Consider the following 19,591-nt stretch of genomic DNA (forward strand, 5'->3'; position numbering starts at 1 on the left):
ACGGTTGACAACGTATTACGGGGGTGATTTGTTCCGTCGCTCTCGGGGAGCGGGGACGCTCTCAGGCCCGATGGCATAGAATTGTCCGAGCCAGAGAATAGTTTGAGGAGCAATGGACGTCGCCATTCAGACCCCCCGCCCGTCTGACCGGATCGGGTTCCGCCGCAAGGCCGCCGCTTACTTCTCTCTGACGAAACCTCGCGTGATGGAGCTTCTGCTCGTCACGACGGTGCCCGTGATGATTCTCGCGTATGACGGCATCCCGAGTCTCTGGCTCATCGCGGCCACGGTCATCGGCGGCGCCATGAGCGCGGGGTCGGCCGGTGCCTTCAACTGTTACATCGACCGCGACATCGACAAGCACATGAAGCGGACCGAGAACCGTCCGCTCGTGACGGGGGAGCTGACCCCGCGTGAGGCCCTCGTGTTCTCGTGGGTGCTCGCGATCGGGTCGACGGTATGGCTGGCCCTCACGACGAACCTGCTGGCCGCTTCGCTCTCGGTCGTCGCGATCTTCTTCTACGTCGTCGTCTACACGCTGTGGCTCAAGCGCCGCACGGAGCAGAACATCATCTGGGGCGGAATCGCCGGATGCTTCCCCGTGCTGATCGGCTGGACGAGCGTGACGGGCTCCTTGAGCTGGGAGCCGTGGATCCTGTTCGCTGTCGTGTTCCTGTGGACGCCGCCGCACTACTGGCCGCTCTCGATGAAGTACCGGGCCGACTACAAGGAAGTCGGCGTCCCCATGCTCGCCGTCGTGCGCGGCCGCGCCGTCGTCGGTCTGCAGACCATCCTGTACGCGTGGGCGACCGTCGCGTGCTCGCTTCTGCTCGTTCCCGTTGCGCCCATGGGGATCACGTACACGGCCATCGCGCTCGTCGCCGGCGGCTGGTTCATCTACGAGACGCACCGCCTCTACAACCGCGCGATCCGCGACTCGGACGCGTCGCCGATGCGCGTGTTCCACGGGTCGATCACGTACCTGTCGCTGCTGTTCCTCGCCGTCGGAATCGACCCGCTGCTTCCCTTCTGACGTCGGCGGAGCGCCGGCCGTCCGAGGCGGAGCGCCCACGCTCGACGGACGGGGACGACGCTGGGGCGGGCTCACGCGTCCGGGCCCACGCGGATGCCCTGCAGGCAGCAGTTCCTCGCCTCATCGGACGCGGCGCGTCAAGCCGAGCAGCTGCGTTCGATCACGCGCCGTTGCGGCGAGACTCGATCCGCTGAGTGCGCGTCCGAGAACGTCGGGCAATCGCGGGTACGCGGCAAAGCGGACCGAGGCCTAGTCGTGAAGGCCTCGGCGCCCTCTGTGCCGTCAGAGGTCGCGAGCGACGGCGCTCGTTCGCACGGGCTGCTTCAGCTGGAGGATCGCGACGGCCATGACGGCGGCGAGCACGCAGGCGAGAACCATGTGCGTTCCCACCAGGATCCCGGGGAGCCCCGTGCGCGCCTGGGTCACGCCGACGATGATCTGCACGCCCTCGACGACGAAGAGCCAGCTGAGGGCCGAACGCGGGGCTGTGATGCCACGCGTCCAGGCTGCGATCACGAGCACGATCGTCAGCGCGAGGGTCACATACGCAGGCCAGGAGTGCACGTGCTCCATGAGCTCCGTCGGCAGATTGTTGCGTGCCGACCCGTGGTCGCCGGCGTGCGGGCCGGAACCGGTTGTCAGAATGCCGACGAGCACCGTGATCGCGACGAAGAACGAGGTGGCATGCGTGAGGCCGGCGAACCAGGCGGGGACGACACGCTCGCGAGGCCCGGGCGCCGTGTAGGTGCGATAGACGAACACGGCGCCGAGCACGACGAGCACGACGCTGAGCACGAAGTGCAGCCCGACGACGTAGGGATTGAGCTGGCTCAGCACCGTGATGCCGCCGACCACGGCCTGCAGCAGCACGCTGCACGCGGGGATGACCGCGAGCACGAACAGGTCGGGACGCTCCTTGCGCAGCTTGAGCACGAACAGCAGCGCGATGAGGGCGACGATCTGCAGCACGAAGAACAGCGTCCGGTTGCCGAACTCGATGATGCCGTGGATGCCCATCTCCGGCGTCGTCACGAACGAGCCCGCCGTGCATTTGGGCCACGTCGGGCAGCCGAGACCCGATGCGGTCAGGCGCACAGCTCCACCGGTGCCGACGAGGACGGTCTGGAAGATCAGGTTCAACCAGGCCGCGACGCGCACGCGGCGGTCAACGGTCGTCGGGAGCCAATCCCAGAATCGCCCCAGCCGCCGCTGCGGCCGACCCGCCGAGGTCTGATCCGTGCCGGCCGACTTCACACTGTTCACTCTCGTCATCCTTCGTGGCTTCGCTCGGCGGAATGCCGCCTCAGCGTCCTCTGAGTTCCTCGCACATTCGGAGCTACAACCTGTAGAATTGCATTGTTCATCACCCGGTTTCAGCGCGCGTTCCGACGCCGCTCTCACGAGGTCACGAACAATTGTAGGTTCACGCGGACGCGGACCACATTTTCCCTCACTCGCCGGACGCACCTGCGTGCGGGGGAATGCCGTGAACAGAGATCCTGTTTCTTAGCGGTGAAGAGAGGTAGATATGTCAGATGTTCTGATTGACCGCCCCGAACTCGAAAGCCTCGGTGTCTACGAGTTCGGCTGGTCGGATCCGGATGCCGCGGGCGCCTCAGCGCGTCGCGGGCTCAACGCCGATGTCGTGACCGATATCTCACGGCTGAAGAACGAGCCGGAGTGGATGCTGAAACGCCGGCTCAAGGCGCTGCAGCTGTTCGACCGCAAGCCGATGCCGTCCTGGGGCGCTGACCTCTCCGAGATCGACTTCGAGAACATCAAGTACTTCGTCCGCTCGACGGAGAAGCAGGCTTCGTCGTGGGAGGACCTCCCCGACGACATCAAGAACACCTATGAGCGCCTCGGCATCCCCGAGGCCGAGCGCAAGCGCCTCGTCGCGGGCGTCGCTGCCCAGTACGAGTCCGAGGTCGTCTACCACCAGATCCGCGAGGACCTCGAGAAGCAGGGTGTCATCTTCCTCGACACCGACACGGCGCTCCGCGAGCACCCGGAGTTCTTCGAGGAGTACTACGGCACGGTGATTCCGTCCGGCGACAACAAGTTCGCCGCCCTCAACACGGCCGTCTGGTCGGGCGGCTCGTTCGTCTACGTGCCGCCGGGCGTGCACGTGGACATTCCGCTGCAGGCCTACTTCCGCATCAACACGGAGAACATGGGCCAGTTCGAGCGGACCCTGATCATCGCCGACGAAGGCAGCTACGTCCACTACATCGAGGGCTGCACCGCTCCGATCTACAAGTCGGACTCGCTGCACTCGGCCGTCGTCGAGATCGTCGTGAAGAAGAACGCCCGCGTGCGCTACACGACGATCCAGAACTGGTCGAACAACGTGTACAACCTCGTCACCAAGCGCGCGATCGCCGAAGAGGGCGCCACCATGGAGTGGGTCGACGGCAACATCGGCTCCAAGGTGACGATGAAGTACCCGTCGATCTACCTCACCGGCGAGCACGCCAAGGGCGAAACCCTCTCGGTCGCGTTCGCCGGCCCCGGCCAGCACCAGGATGCCGGCGCGAAGATGATTCACATGGCGCCGTACACGCAGTCCTCGATCGTCTCCAAGTCGATCGCGCGCGGCGGCGGTCGTTCCGGCTACCGCGGTGAGGTCCGGGTCGACGCGTCAGCGCACCACTCGTCGAACTCGGTCGTCTGCGACGCCCTGCTCGTCGACACGATCTCGCGATCCGACACATACCCGTCGATCGACATCCGCGTCGACGACGTCAAGCTCGGCCACGAGGCGACAGTGTCGAAGGTGAGCGAGGAGCAGCTGTTCTACCTCATGAGCCGCGGTCTCGAGGAGACCGAGGCCATGGCGATGATCGTGCGCGGCTTCATCGAGCCGATCGCGCGCGAACTGCCCATGGAGTACGCGCTCGAGCTCAACAAACTTATCGAAATGGGCATGGAAGGATCCGTCGGCTAACGATGACTGTCACAGACACCGCAGCAACCCCCGCCGAGGCCGGCCAGCACGGATTCAAGAAGCACTCCGACGGCGGCTGGGACCTCGTCCCCGTCCAGACCCGCTCCGAGCGGTTCCACTCCACGAACGTCGCCGACTTCCCGCAGCTCACCGGCCGCGAGGCCGCGTGGCGCTACACGCCCGTCGCCCGCCTCACGGCGCTCAGCGACGGCGAGCTCGACGGCGGGCCGTACGAGATCAGCACGACGGATGCCGCCGGCGTGAGCGCCGAATGGCTCGACGTCGCCGAGGCGAACCGCGGACAGGCGGGAAAGCCGGAGGAGCGCCCCTCGGCGAACGCATGGACGCAGACGGAGAAGGTCTACGCGATCACGATCACGGGCGAGGAAGCGAAGACCGTCACGGTGGACCGCTCCGCGCTCGGCGCCACCGCACGGGCGGCTCACACGGTCATCACGGCGAAGCCGAACAGCCAGGCGATGCTGATCCTCAAGAACACGGGCGACGCTCTGCTCACCGAGAACGTCGAGATCGTCGTCGAAGAGGGCGCGCAGCTGACCGTCGTCAGCGTGCAGTGGTGGGATGACTCGGCCATGCACCTCGCATCGCACTTCGCCCGGGTCAGTCGCGACGCGCGCCTCAAGCACGTCGTCGTCACTCTCGGCGGCGACATCGTGCGCGTGAACCCCTCCGTGCACCTCGCGGAGCAGGGCTCCGACATCGAGTCGCTCGGCCTGTACTTCGCCGACGCGGGGCAGCACCTCGAGCACCAGGTGTACATCCACCACGACGCCCCCTACTCCCGCAGCCGCGTCACCTACAAGGGCGCACTGCAGGGCGAGGGTGCGCACACGGTCTGGATCGGCGACGTGCTCATCGGGCCAAAGGCGACCGGCACCGACAGCTACGAGCAGAACCGCAACCTCGTGCTCACCGACGGCACGCGCGCCGACTCCGTCCCGAACCTCGAGATCGAGACGGGCGACATCGCGGGCGCCGGCCACGCGAGCGCGACCGGTCGCTTCGACGACGAGCAGCTGTTCTACCTCGAGGCTCGGGGCATCCCGGAGGACGAGGCGCGTCGCCTCGTCGTGCGCGGCTTCCTCACGGAGATCATCCAGCAGATCGGCGACGCGGAGCTGCAGGAGCACCTCGAGCGAGCCGTCGAGCAGGAGCTCAGCGGGACCGTGCTCACGGGGGACGCGCAGTAACCGTGGCAGCACTGAAAGCATGCGACCTGAGCGAGCTGACGGTCGACCAGGCCAAGCGCGTCGTCCTCGACGGCGTCCCGATCGCCGTCGTGCTCGATTCGAGCAGCACGGTCCACGCGATCGGTGACACCTGCACGCACGGCGACATCTCCCTGTCCGAGGGGTTCGTCGAGGACGGCACCCTCGAGTGCTGGGCGCACGGCTCGCAGTTTTCGCTCACCACGGGCAAGCCCCTCACCCTTCCGGCGTATGAGCCGGTCCCCGTTTACAACGTCGAGATCATCGACGGTGCAATTTTCATAGACCCGACTGTTACGAAAGAGATCTAGTCATGTCAGTACTCGAGATTCGCGACCTGCACGTCAGCGTCGAAACCGACCAGGGCACGAAGCCCATCCTCAAGGGCGTGGATCTGACGATCCGCACGGGTGAGACGCACGCCATCATGGGCCCGAACGGCTCGGGCAAGTCCACGCTCGCCTACACGATCGCAGGACACCCGAAGTACATCGTCGACTCGGGCTCGATCACGCTCGACGGCGAAGACGTGCTTGAGATGACCGTCGACGCTCGCGCCCGCGCCGGCCTGTTCCTCGCGATGCAGTACCCGGTGGAGATCCCCGGCGTGACCGTGACGAACTTCCTTCGCACGGCCAAGACCGCCATCGACGGCGAAGCGCCCGCTGTCCGCGGCTGGATGAAGGACGTCAAGTCCGCCATGGAGAAGCTGCGCATGGACTCGAGCTTCGCCGCTCGCAACGTCAACGAGGGGTTCTCGGGCGGCGAGAAGAAGCGCAACGAGATCCTCCAGCTGGAGCTGCTCAAGCCGCTGTTCGCCGTGCTCGACGAGACCGACTCCGGACTCGACGTCGACGCTCTGCGCATCGTCTCCGAGGGCGTCAACCGCGCCAAGGAGAACACCGGGCTCGGCGTGCTGCTCATCACGCACTACACGCGCATCCTCCGCTACATCAAGCCGGACTTCGTGCACGTGTTCGTGAACGGCCGCGTTGCCGAGGAAGGCGGCCCCGAGCTGGCCGACCGCCTTGAGGAAGAGGGCTACGATCGATTCCTGACCGAAACCGCCGTATCATAACGGTATGGTCACAACACTGAGCCCTGAGCGATTCGACGAGGTCGAAGAAGCGCTCAAGGATGTCATGGATCCCGAGCTCGGCGTCAACGTCGTCGATCTCGGCCTCATCTACGACCTCGGCTGGGACGACGAGACCGACTCGCTCATCATCCACATGACCCTGACGAGCGCGGGCTGCCCGCTCACCGACGTGCTCGAGCAGCAGACCGCCGAAGCGCTCGAGGGAGTCGTTGACGCGTTCCGCATCAACTGGGTCTGGATGCCGCCGTGGGGTCCGGAACGGATCACGGACGACGGTCGCGACATGATGCGCGCCCTCGGCTTCGCGATCTGAACACCTGAGAATCGGATCATGGCTCGGCTCCGCAACGGAGCCGAGCCATGATGCTGTCCGAAACCGCGCCGACCGGCGCACGACTACGAATGGATGAATCCCGTGCTGAACGTGCGTGACCTCGAGATCCGCGTCGGCGCACGCGTGCTGATGCAAGACGTCAGCTTCCGCGTGCAGGCCGGCGACAAGATCGGTCTGGTCGGCCGAAACGGCGCGGGCAAGACGACGCTGACAAAGGTGCTCGCCGGCGACGTCATGCCGAGCGCCGGAAACGTCGAGCGCTCAGGCGAGCTCGGCTACCTCCCGCAGGACCCGCGCTCCGGCGACCCGGAGGAGACGGCTCGCACGCGCATCCTCAACGCGCGCGGCATCGGTGATCTCGTGCTCGGCATGCGCAAGGCGACCGACGCGATGGGCAGCGACGACCCTACCGTCACCGCTGCGGCGATGAAGAAGTACAGCCGCCTCGAGGAGCGCTTCCATGTGCTCGGCGGCTATGCGGCGGAAGCGGAAGCGGCATCCATCGCCAGTAATCTCAACCTGCCCGACCGCATCCTCGACCAGCAGCTGAAGACGCTCTCCGGCGGTCAGCGCCGCCGAATCGAGCTCGCTCGCATCCTCTTCTCCGACGCGCAGACGATGATCCTGGATGAGCCGACGAACCACCTCGACGCTGACTCCGTCGTGTGGCTCCGCGAGTTCCTCAAGAGCTACAGCGGCGGGTTCATTGTGATCAGCCACGACATCGCGCTCGTGGGGGAGACCGTGAATCGGGTCTTCTACCTCGACGCGAACCGCACGGTCATCGACATCTACAACATGAACTGGAAGAACTACCAGCGCCAGCGGGAGGCGGACGAGGAACGACGCAAGAAGGAGCGCGCGAACGCCGAGAAGAAGGCGACGGCGCTGCAGCAGCAGGCGGCGAAGTTCGGGGCGAAGGCGACGAAGGCCGCGGCGGCTCACCAGATGGTCGCTCGTGCCGAGAAGCTCCTCGCCGGCCTCGACGAGGTCCGGCAGGTCGATCGTGTCGCGAAGCTGCGGTTCCCGACACCGCAGGCCTGCGGTCGCACCCCGCTCATGGGCAAGAACCTGAGCAAGAGCTATGGCTCGCTCGAGATCTTCACCGCGGTCGACCTCGCGATCGACCGAGGATCACGCGTAGTCATTCTCGGACTCAACGGCGCCGGAAAGACGACGATGCTGCGCATTCTCGCGGGCGTGGACGAGGCCGACACGGGCGTGATCGAGACCGGCCACGGCCTGCGCATCGGCTACTACGCGCAAGAGCACGAGACTCTCGATGTGAAGCGCAGCGTGCTGCAGAACATGGTGTCGGCCTCGCCGAACCTCACCGAGACGGAGGCCCGCAAGGTGCTCGGCTCGTTCCTGTTCACGGGCGAAGACGTGCACAAGCCCGCCGGGGTGCTCTCCGGCGGTGAGAAGACCCGACTCGCACTCGCGATGATCGTCGTGTCGGGAGCGAACGTGCTGCTGCTCGACGAGCCGACGAACAACCTCGACCCGGCCAGCCGCGGCGAGATCCTCGACGCGCTCGCGCACTACGAGGGCGCTGTCGTGCTCGTCAGCCACGACGAGGGTGCTGTCGAGGCGCTCGACCCGGAGCGCGTGCTCATCATGCCCGACGGGGTCGAGGACCTGTGGACGAAGGACTACGCGGAGCTCATCTCGCTCGCGTGAGGCTCAGGAGACGGAGTCGAGGATCTCGTCTTCGATGTCGGCATCCGATCTCTTCTGCTTCCGCTTGAGCTCCCGCTTCGCAGACCGCTCCTTCTCGCGGGGGTCCTCCGCGTTGTGCAGGCGGTACTCCTGCCGCACGGCGTAGAAGAGGAACCCGAACGCCAGGAGTGCGAAAAGCACCCACTGGATCGCGTACGACAAGTGCATTCCCTCGTTGATCTCCGGCGGGAACGCGGGAAGCGGCCGGTCCTGCGCGGGGGAGGGCGATTCGCTCATGAGAAGGCCGTACGCCCCCGTGTACGCGTCGCCGTTCACGCGGGAGGCGAGGTCGGGCAGGTAGATCGTGGCGATCTGGCCCTCTCCCGCGCTTCGGCCGGGCAGCTGTGGCTCGCCGGGCTTGATGCGGGCGATTACGGTGACGTCGCCCGACGGCGGTGCGGGAACGGCATCCGGGGCGTCCTGGTCGTTTCCGGTGGGCACCCAGCCGCGGTCCACCATGAAGATGCCGCCGGAATCCAGCTTGAGCGGCGTGATGACCTCGAAGCCGGGCTGCCCTGAGCGGGGCCGGTTGCGCACGAGAACCTGTTCGTCCGTGAGGTAGGTTCCGCTCATCGAGACGGGGTGGTATTCGAGGGAGGGATCAAGAGCCGCCGGATCGGGCGCCGCCTGCTCGAGGGGAACGGGGGAGGCGCTCCAGTTGTCGTCGACGAGGGCTTGGACCTGCTCCTTCTCGTGCAGTCGGCTCACTTGCCAGTTGGACAGGAATCCGCACACGACTGCGAAGACGATGGCGACGGCGAGGTAGCCGAGCCAGCGCGCGCTGAACGCGAATCTCCAGCCGCGGCTCATGACGCCCCCTCGCTCTCGAGCGCCGTCACGGCGACCGGGAAGCTCCGCGCCTCGAGGAAGTCCCTCAAGTAGGGCATGTGCTCGTCGCACGCGAGCCACACCTTCTCACGATCGGCGCCGTGAATGCGCGGATTACGCCAGCCGATGCGCCAGGACGCCTCCGCCCGGCAGGCGGCGCGCGAGCACTCACGGACGCCCGGTTCGGCGCCGAAGCCGATCATGACGCCTTCCGTTCCGCGCCGGGCGAGCCATCGCCGCCCTTGTCCGCGGGCGGACGCACCTGCACGACTCCGCCGGGACGCTCGACCGACCGCGAGGTGCGCAGCGGCGTGTTCGCGATGACGACGGCGAGATAGGGCAGCACGATGGCGCCGGCGGCGAACAGCGCAAGCCACCAGCCGCGCGAGAACAGCATCAGCACAATGCACACCATGCGCACCGACATCGCGACGGAGTACTTGATCATTCGGCGCCGACGCTCCTCCTCGGGGGTCAGCCCGAGGGTGGTGATCGAGGCCTTCTTCATCCCCTCAATCGTACGTCGTTTCGGGGCTCGTAAGCTGATACCGTGACAGCGGCACGGACGATTCTCCGCTTTGCCGCCACTCGACCCCGCACCGCATTCACCGGATTGGATCGCACTATGACCACACCTCGCACCGTCCTCGTCACGGGAGGAAACCGCGGCATCGGATTCGCGATCGCCACGCAGTTCGTCGCGGAGGGGCACCGGGTCGCGGTCACGGCTCGCTCCGGCTCCGGCCCGGAGGGAGCGCTCACGGTCACGGCGGATGTGACGGATGCCGCGAGCGTCGACGCCGCCTTCACCGAGGTGGAGGCGAAGCTCGGCCCGGTCGAGGTCGTCGTCGCGAACGCCGGCGTCACCCGTGACACGCTGCTCATGCGCATGAGCGAGGAGGACTTCGACACGGTTGTCGACACCAATCTCGGCGGCTCCTTCCGCGTCGTCAAGCGCGCGTCGAAGGGCATGCTCAAGGCGCGCTTCGGCCGCGTGATCTTCATCTCGAGCGTCGTGGGGCTGTTCGGCTCCGCAGGGCAAGTGAACTACGCCGCTTCCAAGGCGGGTCTCGTCGGGATGGCGCGCTCGATCACCCGTGAGCTGGGCGCACGCGGGATCACGGCAAACGTCGTCGCCCCTGGCTTCATTCAGACGGACATGACGGCTGAGCTGCCGGAAGCGACGCAGGCGGAGTACAAGAAGAGCATCCCCGCTGGCCGATTCGCCTCCGTCGACGAGGTCGCGCGCGTCGTCACATGGCTCGCGGGCGAGGACGCCGGCTACATCTCCGGCGCCGTCATCCCCGTCGACGGCGGCCTCGGCATGGGCCACTGACCGCGGGCGCGGCCTACGCGTCAGCCGCGCAGACCGAGAACGGGCAGCAGCTCGGCCAGGTCGACGCGCTCGAGCGCGAGCCGCGCCTGCCGGCGCACGGCGGGCTTCGCGTTGAAGGCGACGCTCAGCCCCGCGCACGCCATCATCGTGAGGTCGTTCGCCCCGTCGCCCACGGCGATGGTCTTGCGGCGTGGGATGCCCGCGGCATCCGCCCACTCGATCAGGGAACGCGCCTTCGTCTCGGCGTCGACGATGTCGCCCGACACGCGACCGGTCAGCGTGCCGTCGCTCACCTCGAGCCGGTTGGCACGCCACGTGTCGACGCCGAGGCCCTGCGCGACGGGGTCGAGCAGCTCATGGAAGCCGCCTGAGACGACGCCGACGATGCCGCCTGCGGCGTGCACGGCCTCGATCATCTCGGCCGCGCCGCGAGTCGGGGTGATCCGTTCGCGGATGCGCGGCAGCGCGTCGACGGGAACGCCCGCGAGGGTCGCGACGCGCTCGCGCAGGCTCGCGGCGAAGTCGAGTTCTCCGCGCATGGCGCGTTCCGTGACGCGGGCGACGAGTTCAAGCGAGCCGGCTTCCTCGGCCAGCAGTTCGATCGCCTCGTTCTCGATGAGCGTCGAGTCGGCATCGAGGACGACGAGGAAACGGGCGGACGATGCGACGGCGCTCTTGAGCGTCATGGTGTGACGTGTACTCCCTTGCCCACGACCGTGAGTCCGGAATCGGTGACAGTGAACCCGCGAGCTCGGTCGCGCTCGGGGTCGACGCCAATCGTCGCCCCCTCGTCGACGATCACGTCCTTGTCGATGATGCTACGTTGCACGCGCGCGTTCGCACCAATCTGGACGCGATCGAAAACGACAGCATCGACGACATGCGCGCCCGAGTCGATCTTGGCCCACGCGCCGAGCACGCTTCGTTCGATGTGCGCGCCGGAGATGAGCGACCCGAGGGACACGATCGAGTCGATGAGCTGCCCGAGGTTCCCCTGCGCGTCCCGGACGATCTTCGCCGGCGGCGAGTTCAGCTGCTGACTGTAGATGGGCCAGTCCGCGTTGTACAGGTTGAACACCGGGAGCGTGGAGATGAGGTCCTGGTGCGCGTCGAAGAACGAGTCGATCGTTCCCACGTCGCGCCAGTAGTAGCGGTCCCGATCGGTCGAGCCCGGCACGTCGTTGTTCTTCAAGTCGTACACGCCCGCGTCGCCTCGCGCGACGAAGTCGGGCACGATGTCGCCGCCCATGTCGTGATTCGACTGCGTGTTCTCGCCATCGCGCGTCACGGCGTCGATGAGCGCGTCGGCCGTGAACACGTAGTTGCCCATCGAGGCGAAGACCTCTCCGGGCGAATCGGCGAGCCCCGTCGCGTTGATCGGCTTCTCGAGGAACTCGCGGATACGCGTCGGGTCGTCGGGGGAGACGTCGATGACGCCGAACTGGTTCGCGAGCTCGATGGGCTGACGGATCGCCGCGACCGTCGCGCCGGCTCCCGACTGGATGTGCGCGTCGATCATGTCGTTGAAGTCCATGCGGTACACGTGGTCCGCGCCGACGACAACGACGATGTCCGGCTTCTCGTCCCGAATCAGGTTGAGGCTCTGCAGGATGGCGTCGGCGGATCCCGAGAACCAGCGCTTGCCGAGCCGCTGCTGCGCGGGGACGGAGGCGACGTACGAGCCGAGCAGGTTCGGCATGTGCCACGTCTGGGAGACGTGGCGGTCCAGGCTGTGCGACTTGTACTGGGTCAGCACCACGATCTGACGCAGCCCCGAGTTGACGAGGTTCGACAACGCGAAATCGATCAGGCGGTACTGGCCGCCGAAGGGCACGGCCGGTTTGGCTCGATCCACCGTGAGCGGCATGAGTCGCTTGCCCTCGCCGCCCGCAAGCACGATTCCGAACACCTTCTTCGATGCAGGCATGGGACCCACCTCCCTTGCCCCAACACTAGAGGAGTGCCCGCCCGTGTACTAGCTTCAAGTCATGCGCGTTGACTTGCTGACCAAGGAATACCCGCCCGCCATCTACGGGGGAGCCGGCGTGCACGCGGCCGAACTGGTCAAGGCGCTGCGCGAGAGCATCCCCGTGACCGTGAGATGCTTCGGTGAGCCGCGCGACGAGCCCGACACCGTCGGGTATCCCGTCCCGAGCGAGCTCGACGGTTCGAATGGGGCGCTGCAGACCCTCGGCACCGACCTGCTCATCGCGCAGGACGTCGCAGCGGACCTCGTGCATTCGCACACGTGGTACGCGAACGGCGCCGGTCATCTCGCGAAGCTGCTGCACGGAATCCCGCACGTCGTCACGGCGCACAGCCTCGAGCCGCTGCGGCCGTGGAAGGCCGAGCAGCTCGGCGGGGGATACCGCGTCTCGAGCTGGCTCGAGCGGACGGCGTTCGAAGCCGCCGACGCGGTCGTCGCTGTGAGCAACGGCATGCGTGCGGACATCCTGCGCAGCTACCCCGATCTTGACCCGTCTCTCGTTCACACGATCTACAACGGCATCGACCTGTCGGCGTGGTCGCCGAACGACGACCCGGATCTCGTTCGCTCACTCGGCGTCGACCCGGACGCGCCGTCCATCGTCTTCGTCGGCCGGATCACGAGGCAGAAGGGCCTTCCGCACTTGCTCCGAGCAGCCCGCATGCTGCCGGGCGACGTGCAGCTCGTCCTGTGCGCCGGCGCTCCCGACACGCCGGAGATCATGTCCGAGGTGACCGGCCTCGTGCGCGAGCTGCAGCAGGAGCGCAGCGGCGTTGTCTGGATCGACCGCATGCTCGAACGCCGCGAACTGACGGCGCTTCTCACGGCGGCGACAACGTTCGTCTGTCCCTCCGTGTACGAGCCGCTCGGCATCGTCAATCTCGAGGCCATGGCGTGCGGCGCGGCGGTCGTGGGAACGGGAACCGGCGGCATCCCGGAAGTCGTCGCCGACGGCGTCACGGGCGCCATCGTCCCGATCGACCAGGTCGACGACGGCACCGGGTCACCCACCGATCCCGACCGCTTCGCGCGCGATCTCGCGGAGTCGCTGACGGCGATGGTGTCGGATCCGGATGCCGCCGCGGCGATGGGCCGCGCGGGCCGGGAGCGCGCCGAGCGGGAGTTCAGCTGGGCGCGCATCGCTCGCGACACTCTCGACCTGTACGAGTCCGTGCTGTCCTGACCGGCATCGGCCGCCCGATAGGCTTGGAGCATGTCGACGGTTCTCGAATTCAACGATGTCACGGTCGTCCGCAACCGCAAGCCGATTCTCGACGGCGTCGACTGGACGGTGGACGCGGCGGAGCGCTGGGTCATCCTCGGCCCGAACGGCGCCGGCAAGACGACGCTCCTGCAGCTCGCGGCGACGCTCATGTACCCGACGAGCGGCGCCGTGTCGATTCTCGACGAGACCCTCGGCCGGGTCGATGTCTTCGAGCTTCGCCCTCGCATCGGCTTCGCCTCGAGCGCCATGGCCAAGCGCATCCCGTTCGAGGAGACGGTGCTCAACGTCGTCATGACGGCCGCGTACTCCGTCACGGGTCGCTGGAACGAGCAGTACGAGGAGCTCGACGAGAAGCGCGCCCACCGGGTGCTCGCCGAGTGGAAGCTCGACCACCTCGCCGATCGCCGCTTCGGCACGCTCAGCGACGGAGAGCAGAAGCGCGTCCAGATCGCCCGCGGAGTCATGACCGACCCGGAGATGCTGCTGCTCGACGAGCCCGCGGCAAGCCTCGACCTCGGGGCCCGCGAGGAGCTCCTCGCCCTCCTCGGCGGGTACGCGCAGGCCGCCGACGCTCCCGCTATCGTCATGGTCACGCATCACGTCGAGGAGATTCCGCGCGGCTTCACGCACGCTCTCCTGCTCAAGCAGGGCCAGGTCGTGGCGAGCGGGCCGCTCAACGAGTCGCTCACTTCTGAGACGCTGTCCGAGACCTTCGACATGTCCATCCAGCTCACCGACGCTGACGGCCGCTTCGCCGCTCGGGCGCGTTGAGCCCAGACGATCTGGTAAAGTAGATAGCTGGCGCACGCCGACGACTTCTCTGCCCAGCGTGAATCGGCAGACGAGCACCAGCACTCTGTACGACGAAGGAATCCCATGAAGACTGACATTCACCCCGAGTACGCTCCGGTCGTTTTCCGCGACCTCTCTTCGGGCGCGACGTTCCTCACCCGTTCGACGACCACGAGCGACAAGACGATCGAGCTCGACGGCCAGACCTACCCGGTGATCGACGTCGAGATCTCGTCGGAGTCGCACCCGTTCTACACGGGCAAGCAGCGCATTCTCGACTCGGCCGGACGCGTCGAGAAGTTCAACCAGCGCTTCAAGGGCTTCGGCAAGTAAGCCACAGCGCTCACGCGAAAGGCTCGGTTTCCTGCGGGAACCGAGCCTTTCGCTTGTGTCGTCTCAGCGGCGAGGCCACAGCCCGCTCGCGATGAACTCCGCACGTCCCTTCGCACGCATGTAGGTCTGGAAACTGCGCGCTTGAGCGTCGCACCAGCTGACCTGCAGCTCGTGCAGCTCAGTCGCCGAGATGCCGAGCGCCTCGGGATACGTGCGAGCGATCGCCTGCGCGACCCGGCCGGCCGCGATCGCATCCGACGCCGCCTCATGCGCGTCAAGCAGTTCGACACCGTAGTGCGCGGCGACGACGTCGAGGGTTCGCTTTCCCTTGCGGTAGCGGTCGACGGCCTTGTCGATGACGAGCGGGTCGATGATCGGCCGCGGGTCGTCGATCGGCGTGATGCCGTGCCGCACCGCTTCGTAGTGGAGCAGACTCAAGTCATACGGGGCGTTGTAGATGACGACCGGGATGCCGGCCTCGAACAGCTCGCTCAGCGTCGTCACGATCTCCGCGACGACCTCGGCGGCGACGCGACCCTCGGCGATCGCGCGCTCGGTCGTGATGCCGTGGATGCGCGAGGCCTGCTCGGGGATCGGGATGCCGGGATTCGCGAGCCAGTCCAGCCGGCGGGTGATGCCGCCGTCACCGTCAAGCACGCTCACGTTGGCGCTCACGATGCGACTTTGCGCCACATCGATTCCTGTCGTCTCGAGGTCGAAGACCCCGACGGATTCGGACCAGTGCTTCACGATGTTTGCCACGGTGCTACTGTACGGCGCACCTCCGACACCGGGCGGCCGCCTCGCCGCTCAGATCTGGTACGGCTCGGAACCGGCCGGATCAGCGGCGTGCAGCCAGTAGAAGCTCTGCGTTCCGATCGTGAGGGTGAGATCGCCGTTCTCGTCGACCGCCGGGAACTCCCCGCCGCCGAAGACGTCGAACAGGCGGCATCCGGCCAACTGCGGGACGTGGAGCGTGGTAGACACGGGGTGGTGAGCGAAGCTGAACACGCACAGCAGCCGTTCGGGGAAATCGCCGCCCGGGCGCGTCCCGCCCGCGTAGTCGCGCACGAAGGCCAGCACGGAGTCGTGGCTTGCCGCGACGACGTGCATCGAGCCGAGGCCGAACGCCGGGTGGCTCTTGCGCACGTGGATGACGTTGCGGATCCAGTGCAGCAGGGAGCGTGACTGCGCGAGCTGCGACTCCACGTTCACGAGCGTGTAGTTGTACACGAGAGAGCGGACGACGGGCAGGTAGAGCTTGCCGGGGTCGGCCGTGGAGAAGCCGGCGTTCCGGTCGGGCGTCCACTGCATGGGCGTGCGCGAGGAGTCGCGGTCGGGCAGCCAGATGTTGTCGCCCATTCCGATCTCGTCGCCGTAGTAGAGGAACGGGCTGCCGGGAAGGGAGAAGAGCAGAGCGTGGGCGAGCTCGAGCTCGGCGCGGGAGTTGTCGAGCAGCGGTGCGAGCCGACGTCGGATGCCGATGTTGGCGCGCATGCGCGGGTCGTAGGCATACCAGCCGTACATGGCCTGCCGGTACTCCTCGCTGACCATCTCGAGCGTGAGCTCGTCGTGGTTGCGCAGGAACACTCCCCAGCCGGCCCACTCCGGGATCTCTGTCGTCTCCGAGAGAACGCGTACGAGCTCTTCGGCCTGCTGCGAGCGGAGGGAGTAGAAGATGCGCGGCATCACGGGGAAGTCGAACGCCATGTGGCACTCGGGTTCGTCGTCGGTTCCGAAGAACGCGGCGACTTCGCGGGGCCACTGGTTGGCCTCGGCGACCATGATGCGGCCGGGGAACTCGGCATCCACCATCGCTCGGAGATTGCGGATGAACTCGTGGGTCTCGGGCTCGCCTTCACCGTTGCCCTCGTCCGATTCGTACAGGTAGGGGATCGCGTCGAGACGGAAGCCGTCGACGCCGAGCTCGAGCCAGAACCGCACGACGTCGAAAACGGCCTCGTGCACGGCCGGGTTCGCGTAGTTGAGGTCGGGCTGGTGCGAGAAGAAGCGGTGGAAGTAGAACTGGCGCCGTTCGGAGTCGAACGCCCAGTTCGAGTCCTCGGTGTCAGTGAAGATGATGCGGATGTCGGGCCACTTCTCGTCGGTGTCGCTCCACACGTAGAAGTCGCCGTAGGGGCCGTCCGGGTCTGACCGGGACTGCTGGAACCACTCGTGCTGGTCGGACGTGTGGTTGAGGGGCATGTCGATGATGATGCGCATGTTGCGCTCATGCGCCTTCGTGACGAGCTCGCTGAACTCCTCGATCGTGCCGAACTCCGGCAGGATGCGCCGATAGTCGGCGACGTCATAGCCGCCGTCGCGCAGCGGGGAGCTGAAGAACGGCGGAAGCCAGAGCGCGTCGACGCCCAGCCACTGCAGATAGTCGAGCTTCGCGATGAGCCCGGCGAGGTCTCCCGTGCCGTCACCGTTGCTGTCGACGAACGAGCGCACCATGACCTCGTAGAACACCGCGCGGCGGTGCCACAACGGATCGCGCGCGAGGCCAGGAAGCTGGATCGGAGCGGTGAACGTCACGAAGGAACCCTCTCGATGTTCGTCACGGTCGTCATGTCCGTTCGAGTCTAGGCCTGCTGGCAGGGTTTCTTCGCAGGACCGCCCTAAACTGGGACACTGATGTCCGTTCCCTCGCCTTATGCAGAGCTGCTCACGCGCGTCCCCGTGCGTGAGGCGGTCGTCGACGTGCTCGGAACCCCAACGCGCTACTGGGAGTATGGGGACCCGGATGCCGCAACCACGCTCATTCTCGTGCACGGCTTCCGCGGCGATCATCACGGCCTCGAGCCGGTCATCGCGCATCTGCGCGGTGTGCGAATCCTCGCGCCCGACCTTCCCGGGTTCGGCACCTCGGCTCGCTTCGCGGACCGGGAGCACAGCGTCGCCGCGTACGCCGCGTGGCTCACGGCCTTCACGGCCGCGCTCGACCTCGGCGAGGACACCGTCATCGTCGGCCACTCGTTCGGCTCCATCGTCGTCTCGGCGGCCGTCGCGCAGGGGCTGCCGTGCGCGCGCGTCGTGCTCATCAACCCCATCGCCGCGCCCGCGCTCGAAGGTCCTCGCGGCATCCTGACACGACTTGCCGTCCTCTACTACCGGCTCGGCGCGCTGCTGCCCGAGCGGGTGGGTTTCGGCCTGCTGCGCAACCGGGCCATCGTGCGCGTCATGAGCGAGGCGATGGCGAAGACGACGGATGCCGGCCTGCGGAGATGGATCCACGATCAGCACCATCGGTATTTCAGCGCCTTCGCTGACCGCGACGTCGTGCTCGAGGCGTTCACGGCATCCGTCAGCCACGACGTGAGCGAATTCGCAGCGGACATCACCCAGCCTGTGCTTCTGATCGCCTCCGACAAGGACGACATCACCCCGATCGCGGCACAGCACGCGCTGTGCGCGCGGTTCCCGGACGCTCGGCTGCGCGTCATCGGCGGTGTCGGGCATCTCATCCACTACGAGGCTCCCGCCGAGGCGGCGCGGCACATCATGGGCGAGCTGGGGGAGTCGCAATGAGGCTCGTCGTGGACTGCCGCTTCGTCACCTCCCGACGTGACGACCCCGTGAGCTGCGCCACGCGGGGTCTCGTCGGCGCGCTCGGCGAGCGGCATCCGCTCACGATGCTCATCAGCGACCATGCGCAGCTCGAGCTGCTTCCGCCGCTGCCGTGGCAGCTGCTGCGCGCCGTCGACGACCCGCGCGAACTGCTCACGCCCCTCGGGCTCAACTCGGCGGGCGTCGACGTCGCATTCTCGCCCGCTCCCGTGTGGGGCAGCCTTGGCCGGCGCTATGCCCTCGTCATGGGCTCTGCGCATCCTCTGGCGGCTCCCGCCGGCCAGCGGCCCTCCGTGGGGCGACGACTGCTGCGTCCTCTGCGACGCCTCGCGGCACGCACGATGCTGCGCCGCGCCGACGCCGTCGCGGCAATCGCTCAAGCGGGTCAGCGCGACGCCGTCACCGGCACACGCGCCGGTCAGCCCGTCGTACGGCTCGAACCGCGTGACATCGAGAGCATCGACCCGGAAGAGTGGTCGGAGCCGGCCGAGCAGCTCATGTCGCTCTTCTACGCGCTGCACCGCGAGCGGCGGTCCGCCGCGTCCGCAGGCTAGCGGGGCGCGACGCGCTCCCGGTCGAGTTCCGGGTCAGCGTCCATGGGGCGGAACTCCACGAGCGAGAGCTCGCCGCCCTGCAGATGGAAATCGTGGAACGAGCCATTCGCGACGATCTGTCCCGCCGCCGGAAGGTCGCCGTTCGTGACGTGCCGCAAGAGCGATCCGATCACGCCACCGTGCGTAACGGCGAGCACGCGCCGCCCGTCGTCGCCGTCCGGCAGCCCGCGCAGCGCGGCGAGAACGCGCGCGATCACGTCATCGCGAGATTCGAGACCCGGAACCGGGGCGGCTCCGGGGAACGCGGCCTGGCGCTCCTCGAACGTCATGCCCTCCATCTCGCCGTGGGCGCGCTCCTCAAGGCCCTGAACAGGCCGGGGATCATCGAGCCCGAGCCTTGTCGCGATGATCTGGGCCGTCTCGAGCGCCCGCACGAGCGGGCTCGAGACGATCGCATCCCATCGCCAGGCGGCGAGCCGTCCGGCGGAGCGCAGCGCTTGCGCGCGTCCGACGTCGTTGAGCGGAATGTCGGTGAGGCCCTGGATGCGGCGATCGAGGTTCCAGTCGGTCTGGCCGTGCCGCACGAAGGTGATCTCGGTCACGCG

At 67.1% G+C, this 19,591-nt stretch carries 22 protein-coding genes; 13 read left to right on the top strand and 9 right to left on the bottom strand.

What is annotated here, in order from left to right; genetic code table 11:
- Nucleotides 1-112: 112 nt before the first annotated feature.
- Complete coding sequence (locus BLV49_RS14710) at nucleotides 113-1,033, top strand: heme o synthase (RefSeq protein WP_091186244.1); 921 nt, start codon at nucleotides 113-115, stop codon at nucleotides 1,031-1,033.
- 282 nt (nucleotides 1,034-1,315) lie between these two features.
- Here BLV49_RS14710 and BLV49_RS14715 read toward each other — a convergent pair whose 3' ends face one another.
- Nucleotides 1,316-2,296 carry a COX15/CtaA family protein gene (locus BLV49_RS14715; protein WP_342706637.1) on the bottom strand — a complete coding sequence of 327 codons (981 nt, stop codon included), beginning with the start codon at nucleotides 2,294-2,296 and terminating at the stop codon, nucleotides 1,316-1,318.
- Between the two features lie 265 nt (nucleotides 2,297-2,561).
- Here BLV49_RS14715 and sufB point away from each other — a divergent pair, with 265 nt between their 5' ends.
- From sufB to abc-f, 6 genes are all read left to right on the top strand, one after another.
- A complete protein-coding gene (gene sufB / locus BLV49_RS14720) occupies nucleotides 2,562-3,980 on the top strand; it encodes a Fe-S cluster assembly protein SufB (RefSeq protein WP_091186251.1) in 1,419 nt (472 codons plus the stop codon).
- Between the two features lie 2 nt (nucleotides 3,981-3,982).
- Entirely contained in the window at nucleotides 3,983-5,191 is a 1,209-nt protein-coding gene (gene sufD / locus BLV49_RS14725) for a Fe-S cluster assembly protein SufD (RefSeq protein WP_091186253.1), read from the top strand.
- An 11-nt stretch (nucleotides 5,192-5,202) separates the two neighbouring features.
- Nucleotides 5,203-5,520, top strand: a complete 318-nt coding sequence (locus BLV49_RS14730; RefSeq protein WP_434061471.1) for a non-heme iron oxygenase ferredoxin subunit — start codon at nucleotides 5,203-5,205, stop codon at nucleotides 5,518-5,520.
- Between the two features lie 2 nt (nucleotides 5,521-5,522).
- Nucleotides 5,523-6,287, top strand: a complete 765-nt coding sequence (gene sufC, locus BLV49_RS14735) for a Fe-S cluster assembly ATPase SufC (protein ID WP_091186260.1) — start codon at nucleotides 5,523-5,525, stop codon at nucleotides 6,285-6,287.
- Nucleotides 6,288-6,291: 4 nt separating this feature from the next.
- A complete protein-coding gene (locus BLV49_RS14740; protein ID WP_091186265.1) occupies nucleotides 6,292-6,621 on the top strand; it encodes a metal-sulfur cluster assembly factor in 330 nt (109 codons plus the stop codon).
- 102 nt (nucleotides 6,622-6,723) lie between these two features.
- Nucleotides 6,724-8,322 (top strand): ribosomal protection-like ABC-F family protein, encoded by a 1,599-nt coding sequence (gene abc-f / locus BLV49_RS14745; protein WP_091187399.1) that lies wholly within the window; start codon nucleotides 6,724-6,726, stop codon nucleotides 8,320-8,322.
- A gap of 3 nt (nucleotides 8,323-8,325) precedes the next feature.
- Here the strand turns inward: abc-f and BLV49_RS14750 are convergent, their stop codons facing one another.
- From BLV49_RS14750 to BLV49_RS14760, 3 genes are read right to left on the bottom strand one after another with little or no spacing between them, the layout of a single operon-like run.
- On the bottom strand, nucleotides 8,326-9,171 hold the full coding sequence (locus tag BLV49_RS14750; RefSeq protein WP_091186270.1) for an SURF1 family cytochrome oxidase biogenesis protein: 846 nt from the start codon (nucleotides 9,169-9,171) through the stop codon (nucleotides 8,326-8,328).
- Nucleotides 9,168-9,392, bottom strand: a complete 225-nt coding sequence (locus BLV49_RS14755; RefSeq protein WP_091186274.1) for a hypothetical protein — start codon at nucleotides 9,390-9,392, stop codon at nucleotides 9,168-9,170. Before BLV49_RS14755 ends, BLV49_RS14750 begins: the two co-directional genes overlap by 4 nt.
- Complete coding sequence (locus BLV49_RS14760) at nucleotides 9,389-9,697, bottom strand: DUF3099 domain-containing protein (protein WP_091186278.1); 309 nt, start codon at nucleotides 9,695-9,697, stop codon at nucleotides 9,389-9,391. Before BLV49_RS14760 ends, BLV49_RS14755 begins: the two co-directional genes overlap by 4 nt.
- A 117-nt stretch (nucleotides 9,698-9,814) precedes the next feature.
- Between BLV49_RS14760 and fabG the strand changes: the two genes are divergently transcribed.
- The gene (fabG, locus tag BLV49_RS14765; protein WP_091186281.1) at nucleotides 9,815-10,525 is read left to right on the top strand and encodes a 3-oxoacyl-ACP reductase FabG; all 711 of its coding nucleotides are present in this window, start codon (nucleotides 9,815-9,817) and stop codon (nucleotides 10,523-10,525) included.
- Between the two features lie 20 nt (nucleotides 10,526-10,545).
- Here fabG and serB read toward each other — a convergent pair whose 3' ends face one another.
- Nucleotides 10,546-11,211, bottom strand: coding sequence for a phosphoserine phosphatase SerB (gene serB / locus BLV49_RS14770; protein ID WP_091186284.1), 666 nt, complete (start codon nucleotides 11,209-11,211; stop codon nucleotides 10,546-10,548).
- Nucleotides 11,208-12,452, bottom strand: coding sequence for a glucose-1-phosphate adenylyltransferase (gene glgC, locus BLV49_RS14775; protein ID WP_091186288.1), 1,245 nt, complete (start codon nucleotides 12,450-12,452; stop codon nucleotides 11,208-11,210). Before glgC ends, serB begins: the two co-directional genes overlap by 4 nt.
- Before the next feature lie 61 nt (nucleotides 12,453-12,513).
- Between glgC and glgA the strand changes: the two genes are divergently transcribed.
- From glgA to BLV49_RS14790, 3 genes are all read left to right on the top strand, one after another.
- Nucleotides 12,514-13,695 (top strand): glycogen synthase, encoded by a 1,182-nt coding sequence (glgA, locus tag BLV49_RS14780; protein ID WP_091186292.1) that lies wholly within the window; start codon nucleotides 12,514-12,516, stop codon nucleotides 13,693-13,695.
- A gap of 30 nt (nucleotides 13,696-13,725) precedes the next feature.
- The gene (locus tag BLV49_RS14785) at nucleotides 13,726-14,508 is read left to right on the top strand and encodes an ABC transporter ATP-binding protein (RefSeq protein WP_091186295.1); all 783 of its coding nucleotides are present in this window, start codon (nucleotides 13,726-13,728) and stop codon (nucleotides 14,506-14,508) included.
- 105 nt (nucleotides 14,509-14,613) lie between these two features.
- Nucleotides 14,614-14,862, top strand: coding sequence for a type B 50S ribosomal protein L31 (locus tag BLV49_RS14790; RefSeq protein WP_091186300.1), 249 nt, complete (start codon nucleotides 14,614-14,616; stop codon nucleotides 14,860-14,862).
- A 63-nt stretch (nucleotides 14,863-14,925) separates the two neighbouring features.
- Here the strand turns inward: BLV49_RS14790 and BLV49_RS14795 are convergent, their stop codons facing one another.
- Nucleotides 14,926-15,624: a 3'-5' exonuclease gene (locus BLV49_RS14795; RefSeq protein ID WP_434061464.1), complete on the bottom strand. Its 699-nt coding sequence runs from the start codon at nucleotides 15,622-15,624 to the stop codon at nucleotides 14,926-14,928.
- A 48-nt stretch (nucleotides 15,625-15,672) separates the two neighbouring features.
- Complete coding sequence (gene treS, locus BLV49_RS14800; protein ID WP_091186304.1) at nucleotides 15,673-17,400, bottom strand: maltose alpha-D-glucosyltransferase; 1,728 nt, start codon at nucleotides 17,398-17,400, stop codon at nucleotides 15,673-15,675.
- A gap of 99 nt (nucleotides 17,401-17,499) precedes the next feature.
- On the opposite strand from treS, the gene BLV49_RS14805 reads away from it, so the two are divergent.
- Nucleotides 17,500-18,393, top strand: a complete 894-nt coding sequence (locus BLV49_RS14805) for an alpha/beta fold hydrolase (protein WP_091186308.1) — start codon at nucleotides 17,500-17,502, stop codon at nucleotides 18,391-18,393.
- Nucleotides 18,390-18,986, top strand: coding sequence for a hypothetical protein (locus BLV49_RS14810; RefSeq protein ID WP_091186311.1), 597 nt, complete (start codon nucleotides 18,390-18,392; stop codon nucleotides 18,984-18,986). Before BLV49_RS14805 ends, BLV49_RS14810 begins: the two co-directional genes overlap by 4 nt.
- Here BLV49_RS14810 and BLV49_RS14815 read toward each other — a convergent pair.
- Complete coding sequence (locus BLV49_RS14815; RefSeq protein WP_091186315.1) at nucleotides 18,983-19,588, bottom strand: histidine phosphatase family protein; 606 nt, start codon at nucleotides 19,586-19,588, stop codon at nucleotides 18,983-18,985. The genes BLV49_RS14810 and BLV49_RS14815 overlap by 4 nt on opposite strands.
- Nucleotides 19,589-19,591: the final 3 nt, after the last annotated feature.

The organism is Paramicrobacterium humi (assembly GCF_900105715.1).
Taxonomy (GTDB): domain Bacteria; phylum Actinomycetota; class Actinomycetes; order Actinomycetales; family Microbacteriaceae; genus Paramicrobacterium; species Paramicrobacterium humi.